Origin of the sequence: Fibrobacter sp. UWH1 (assembly GCF_002210365.1) — a bacterium.
Lineage (GTDB): Bacteria > Fibrobacterota > Fibrobacteria > Fibrobacterales > Fibrobacteraceae > Fibrobacter.
Genome location: NZ_MWQG01000069.1, coordinates 1 through 7117, shown reverse-complemented (window position 1 = coordinate 7117; position 7117 = coordinate 1). Strand labels below are relative to the sequence as shown.

General features: G+C 48.6%; 4 protein-coding genes. 3 read left to right on the top strand and 1 reads right to left on the bottom strand.

Features of this window, described 5'->3' with window-relative positions:
* Positions 1-367: 367 nt before the first annotated feature.
* Positions 368-520 (top strand): helix-turn-helix domain-containing protein, encoded by a 153-nt coding sequence (locus B7992_RS17485; protein WP_112132805.1) that lies wholly within the window; start codon positions 368-370, stop codon positions 518-520.
* A gap of 116 nt (positions 521-636) precedes the next feature.
* Here the strand turns inward: B7992_RS17485 and B7992_RS15775 are convergent, their stop codons facing one another.
* A complete protein-coding gene (locus B7992_RS15775; protein WP_176421981.1) occupies positions 637-3237 on the bottom strand; it encodes a hybrid sensor histidine kinase/response regulator in 2601 nt (866 codons plus the stop codon).
* 695 nt (positions 3238-3932) lie between these two features.
* Here B7992_RS15775 and carA point away from each other — a divergent pair.
* Positions 3933-5051 (top strand): glutamine-hydrolyzing carbamoyl-phosphate synthase small subunit, encoded by a 1119-nt coding sequence (gene carA / locus B7992_RS15770; RefSeq protein ID WP_073233857.1) that lies wholly within the window; start codon positions 3933-3935, stop codon positions 5049-5051.
* Positions 5052-5169: 118 nt separating this feature from the next.
* Positions 5170-7117: carbamoyl-phosphate synthase large subunit (gene carB, locus B7992_RS15765; protein WP_088666772.1), on the top strand; the 1948-nt coding region annotated here is incomplete at its 3' end.

Below are 7117 nucleotides of genomic sequence, written 5' to 3'. Positions count from 1 at the left end.
TCTTCTCAAGGGTGTCAAAGGCCTGATCTCGTGCAGTTTGCTTTTCTTTGGCATCCCTTAGGAGACCTTCCAAACCGTCAAGGATTTGAATGACATAAAAAACCTTGTCATCAGACAAAGTCTCAATTCGCTTAATGGCATCCATTTGTAGCGTTGTCATAATAACCTCCTTGGATAGTTTCCCATAAAATATATGAAATCCACAAAAAGATAACGATGTTTTGCTGTAAAAACAAGCTGTTTTGATAAAAAATTAAAATGGTAGATTATTGAAACCACGAAATTTGGACCGTTGTGGAGTTTGATAAGAGGGGTGTCGCATGACCATACTCATTGTTAAATTGCCAAAAACAAAAGGAAAATAACAATGTCAAATGCCCGCTATAACGAAGAAATGCGGCTTCAAACTGTAAAACTGGTCCTGAAAGGCGACAAGTCGGCCGCAAAAATCGCCAAGGATCTCGGAATCAACCAGAATACGGTAAGTCCATCAAATACAAAATATGTATCAAATCAATAACTAAAGTTATTGATTATTAAAAAACAATTAATTTTAATGAATAGTCGCAATTTCAACCCATAACAATAAAACCCCGTCAGTTCATTCTGGCGGAGTTCTTATTTTATAGTCGAAATTTACTTTCGTCCGTTCAGTATGCGGCTTATGGTTTTCGTAAGGACGATCATGTCAATGGGTTTTGTCACATGGTCGTTCATTCCGGCTTCTAGAGCGGCACGGCGGTCTTCCTCAAAGGCATTGGCCGTTGTCGCAATAATGGGAATGTTCTTACGGGAATCAGGAAGCTTACGAATTTGACGGGTAGTTTCATAGCCATCCATTTTAGGCATTTGGATATCCATCAAAATAAAGTCGTAATAGCCCGGGTCGGCCTTAGTCAACATTTCCAGACATTCACAACCATCTGCGGCACGTTCAACCTTGAAGCCAACTTCTTCCAGAAGCGTCGTTCCGATTTCCACATTCAGGTCGTTATCTTCTGTGAACAGAACTCTAAGACCTGCAAGATCCATTTTTTCTGCATCGGAACTTGACTTTTCAGAAACAACATTTTCTTCACAGATTTTATGGACAAAGCCAAGAGTAAACTTGGTTCCCTTTCCAAGGCTACTTTCTACTTCAATGGTACCGCCAAGCAGGTCCACCAGTTTCTTCACGATGGGTAAGCCAAGACCAGTTCCCGCAATCTTGCTTTCGGTGGAATTTCTTTCACGGACAAAGGAATCGAATATATGGGGCAAGTAATCTGGAGCCATACCGATACCATTGTCTGAGATGATGAAATCGTAAGCGGCATAGCCTTCCTTATCGCAAGGCTTTTCTGTCAGTTCGACGTTAATGGTTCCGCCTTCTACAGAATACTTTACAGCATTACTCAAAAGGTTTACGGAAATTTCGCGCATCTTCACAACATCGATGCAGACATTTTCGTGAACAATATTCACGGCAAAATTCATGGTCAGATGATTTTCTTTAAGGGAAGCCTCAAAGATACTTGACGTAACCTCGACCATTTCGCGCAGATTAACCGGGCTTTCCACCACCTCGGATTTACCACTTTCAATGCGAGCCATTTCAAGCACATTGTTAATCAGCGAAAGCAGGAAGTCTCCGGCATTCATCACCTTCTTCAGGTATTCCTTCACCTTGGCCGGATTATCGCTTTCCTTTTCGATTAGGCTTGCAAATCCAAGAATGGCATTCATGGGAGTACGGATATCGTGACTCATGTTGTTAAGGAACGTCGTCTTCGCACGGCTGGATTCCTCTGCAGCGGCAAGGGCCTTTTTCAGGAGTTCCTGCTGTTCTTGTTCATTGGCCACAATTTCGGTAGCGTCACCGTGATAACCACGGAGACAGTAGGCCCCATCGGGCAAACGCACCGCAGTTCCACCACAACGGTTATACACGATTCCCAGCTTAGGATGATTCCAGCGGTAAAGCGCTTCGGCAAACTGGCCAGACTTCATCTTTTCAACAGCAGCACCAAATATGGGGACATCTTCCGGGATGATTCTCGACGCGAAGTATTCATGCAAGTCTTCCTCAGACATGGAACCGCCATCAACGCCGATCAGCTCGTAGAACTTTTCGTTTCCATTCAACAGACTGGGCAAGCCTTCTCTAAAGGTAACAAACCAGACCCCAAGCCCGGCATTGGTAATAATGTCGTTGTATTCCGCCAATTTTTTACGACTATTTTCTGCATTGACAAGAGCCGTTTCCGTCCGGACGATTTCATCCTTGTCAAAGACGACGCCCCAAATTTCATCTTCGGCGCCTTCGGTCTTGATCAAGCGGCCACGTTCTTCCACATGTTTCCAGGAACCATCCTTGCAGCGCAGGCGGTAGCTGACAGTATAGATTTCACTATTTTCCAGCGTGGGAATATCCTGTCCAAAGTCATCGGGATGAACAATCCCCTCAAGACAACCACCAGATACCGACAGCAATTCTTCTACAGTATAGCCGAGCATTTGCGCAAACTGTTCCGACACATACTTGAAGGAAAAGGCATCGTCATTCCGTCCAATCTTAAATCCACCGCGGATCGTTTCGGCGATAGTCTTCGCCTGCATTTCACCACGCATCAGGAGCTTTCTCATTTTTTCGTTGACGTGCTGCAGCTGGCGGTTAAAATTGGCCAGGTCCTTCATATGACGGTGTTCTTCAGCATCACCCATGTACATGCCGATATAGACGAACACAAGGGCAACACTCAAGCCCAATTCCGAGAAGCATCCCTTCAAGTTCATAAGAACCTGAACACAGGATCCAAATACGGGGGGAATCACATACAGTAACAGGAAGCTGATCGCTCTAGGCTGCAGCGAAAATTTCCCCTTGGAAGTCTTTTCACGAAGCAGGTAAACAAATACACTCAGCACGTAAGAGTACGGCACCAGCAGTTGCAGCAAGAACAGGCTTCCGCGACGGTAGGCACCACTCTCATCAATATAAAACACCCAATGGGTCTTAAATGAAATTAGGCAAACCAGGGCATAGGCAATCAGGGGGATGGCAACAAACCATTTCTGTTTCGTAAACTTTTTGTTCTTTCTAAGGGCAAACAGACGGAACATCCAGACAGAGGCAAGATAGCTGGCCACAGCCGGGAACACCACCAACAGAAAATAGAGCAGACCTTTACCCCACAAGGGGAAATCAACTAATCCATGTTCCGAGCAGATGACACCGATTGCGGAAATCTGAAGCAAAGTCACAGCCAGCGCAAAAGCGCTGAACGACAAATGCGACGAAGATTCCGCTCTTTGAGAAAAAGCCTTGCCCAAGACAAATAGGTCTATACCAAGGAAAAATAACGCATGAACTACGTAAACTACACCTGCATCCATATACAATATCCCGTTCTAATTATTACAATAATAATATAAACAAACATTGCTCACTTTTATTTGGCGGGTCCTCCAGAAAGTGATTATTATAGCATCTTTAGGGTACCGCACACCTTACAATTTATGTAAATACACAAAATCTTTTATTTTTCAAGCAATTACGTTAAGACGCAGCCTATTTTATTCATTTTTTGTAAAAAATTAGACCGTTTCACCCCTCTTTTTCCCAAAATAAAAAGGATTTTTTTTATAAAACCACCTATTGCCGAGGGGAATCTCCTTTTCTATTTTTGCACCCGATGAAGAGAACTGAAGTACAGAATCTCCAGCGTGCACTCCAGGGTGCAGCACCGGCAATCCAGAAAGTCGGTTGGGTTTCTACTTTTCAAGACGTTGTTTCTGTTTTCAGTTTTAGTGTTTTTAAGGCAAAGGCTTTTAGCTTTTGCCTCTTTTTTTGCCCTACGAAAAGGGGCCGCGCAGCACACCCCTCCGCGTCATTCTGAGCGAAGCGAAGAATCCAAAAGAGTTTTAATTAGAACAAGTAAAAAGGTAAAACGATGAACGATAAATTCAACTGGAAAGCAAAGCGCGATCGCAAGGCATTCATTGCCCTGGCCGATGGCACCGTATTCCACGGCTACGCATTCGGCGAAGCCAAGGACACTGTAGGCGAAGCAGTGTTCAACACCGGTATGGCCGGCTATAAGCAGATTCTGACCGACCCTTCTTACGCTGGTCAGTTCGTAGTGTTCACCACCGCAGAAGTGGGCGCCTACTCCGCTAACATCGAAAAGTCCGAATCCCGCCAGGTGTTCCTGAACGGTATCGTCATCAACGACCTTTGCGACGCCTCCGAAAACGTGGGCGAACAGTCCCTGGATTCCTACATGAAGGAACAGAAGAAGGCCGGCATCGCAGGTGTAGACACCCGCGCCCTCACCCTCCACCTCCGCAACAACGGCGCCCAGAAGGCCTACCTCCATGTGGAAGACTCCGAAATGTCCGAAGCAGACGCCATCAAGAAGGCTCAGGAATGGATCGGCTTGGATGGTCAGGACTACGCTTCTGTAGTAAGTGACCCCAACGGCTACGAATTCTCCACCGAGGGCAAGTACAACGTAGTTGCTCTGGATTTCGGTATCAAGACCAACATCCTTCGCGACCTTGCAAGCCAGGACATGAAGGTGACCGTCATGCCCATCAACACTACCTTCGAGCAGATTCAGGCTAAGAATCCCGATGGCGTGTTCCTTTCCAACGGTCCTGCCGACCCCAACTCCCTGCCCCAGGTTGCAGCTCTCGTGAAGCAGCTCCTTGGCAAGTATCCTCTCATGGGTATCTGCCTGGGTAACCAGCTCCTGGGTCTCGCCCTCGGCGCAAAGGTTTCCAAGCTGAAGTTCGGCCATCACGGCTGTAACCATCCGGTAAAGTACCTGAAGACTGGCGCTGTAGAAATCACTAGCCAGAACCACAACTACGCCATCGACGAAACAAGCTTGCCGGCCAATGTGGAAGTCACCCACATCAACCTGAACGACAACACCGTAGAAGGCATCCGCTGCAAGGACGTTCCTGCATTCAGCGTGCAGTACCATCCGGAATCCGCTCCGGGCCCGAACGATTCCTACTACCTGTTCGAAGAATTTAAGAAGATGATTGAAGAATTTAAAAAGTAGTGATTAGTAAACAGTGGTTAGTAAACAGTGAAAATAAGGCGGCTACGCCGCGATTATAGAACCAACCACTAAACACTAATCACTAACCACTTGACGATTTTTACAAGAGGAAATTAATATGCCTAAGCGTACAGACCTCAAGAAGATTATGCTCATTGGTTCTGGTCCGATCGTTATCGGCCAGGGCTGCGAATTCGACTACTCCGGCGTGCAGGCCTGTAAGGTGCTCCGCCGCGAAGGTTACGAAGTGGTGCTGGTGAACTCCAACCCGGCAACCATCATGACCGACCCGGAAATGGCCGACCGTACCTACATCGAACCGCTGAACGTGGACATTCTCCACGAAATCATCCGCCGCGAACGTCCCGATGCATTGCTCCCCACTCTGGGTGGCCAGACCGCTTTGAACCTGGCCATGGAACTCCACGAAAAGGGTGTTCTGGAACGCTACAATGTGGAACTGATCGGCGCCAAGGCCGAATCCATCGCCCGCGCAGAAGACCGTAAGCTCTTCAAGGACGCCATGCTGAACATCGGCCTGGACCTCCCCCGCTCTGGTTCTGCACACTCCATGAGCGAAGCTCTCGCCATTGCAAACACCATCGGCAGTTGGCCTCTCATCATCCGTCCGGGCTTTACCCTGGGTGGTACCGGTGGCGGTATCGCACACAACCCGGAAGAATTCGAAACCATCGTGAACCGAGGTCTCGACGCTTCCCTGAACAACGAAGTCTTGATTGAAGAATCCCTCCTGGGCTGGAAGGAATTCGAAATGGAAGTCATGCGCGATAAGAAGGGCAATGCCGTTATCGTCTGCTCCATCGAAAACCTGGACCCCATGGGCGTTCACACAGGCGACTCCATCACTGTGGCTCCGATCCAGTCTCTTGACGATCGCGCTTATCAGGCCATGCGTGACGACTCCCTGAAGGTGATGGAAGCTATCGGTGTTGAAACCGGTGGATCCAACGTTCAGTGGTCTATCGACCCCAAGACGGGCCGTCGCATCATCATCGAAATGAACCCCCGCGTAAGCCGTTCCTCTGCTCTCGCTTCCAAGGCTACCGGCTTCCCCATCGCAAAGATTGCAGCCCTTCTCGCTGTGGGCTACACTCTGGACGAACTGAAAAACGATATTACTCAGTCCACCCCCAGCTGCTTCGAACCGGCTCTGGACTACGTCGTTACCAAGGTTCCCCGCTTTACCTTCGAAAAGTTCCCCAAGGCAGATAGCACTCTCGGCACCCAGATGAAGTCTGTGGGTGAAGCCATGGCTATCGGCTCCAACCTGAAGCAGTCCCTGCAGAAGGCTCTCCGCTCTCTGGAAACTGGTTTCGGCGGCTTCGGTGCCTGCGCCAAGTGCGAACAGTTCCTGGCCTACGACGACGAAACCTTGACTCGCGAAGTGGCTCGCCCCAGCGCAGAACGCATCTTCGTGGTGTACGCCGCCTTCCGCCGCGGTTGGGACGTCGAAAAGCTTTACGCACTCACCAAGATTGACCGTTACTTCCTCCGACACATGGAAGAACTGGCCCAGTTCGAAGACGAAATCCTCTCTGCAGGTTCTCTCGAAAACCTCTGCAAGGACAAGGCTCTGTTCCGCCAGGCCAAGGAATTCGGCTATAGCGATATCCAGATCGGTTACCTGTTCCACAAGACTCCGGAAGAAGTCATGGCAGCCCGTAACGGTATCAACCTGAAGCCCAGCTACTATTCTGTAGATACCTGCGCCGGTGAATTTGAAGCCGTCACTCCGTACTACTACTCCTGCTACGCAGACAATACCGAACCCGTCCGCGAAGTACCTAACCGCGACAAGAAGAAGCGCATCATGGTGCTGGGCGGTGGCCCGAACCGTATCGGCCAGGGTATCGAATTCGACTACTGCTGCTGCCACGCTGCATTCACTTTGAAGAAGCAGGGCTACGAAGTCATCATGGTAAACTCCAACCCGGAAACCGTTTCTACGGACTACGATACTTCTGACAAGCTGTACTTTGAACCGCTGACTCTCGAAGATGTCATGGGCATCTACGAACGCGAAAACTGCTACGGCGTTATCGTTC

Coding starts and splice junctions, on each gene's coding strand:
- B7992_RS17485 (WP_112132805.1), top strand. CDS start 368: ATGTCAAATGCCCGCTATAACGAAGAAATGCGGCTTCAAACTGTAAAA.
- carA (WP_073233857.1), top strand. CDS start 3,933: ATGAACGATAAATTCAACTGGAAAGCAAAGCGCGATCGCAAGGCATTC.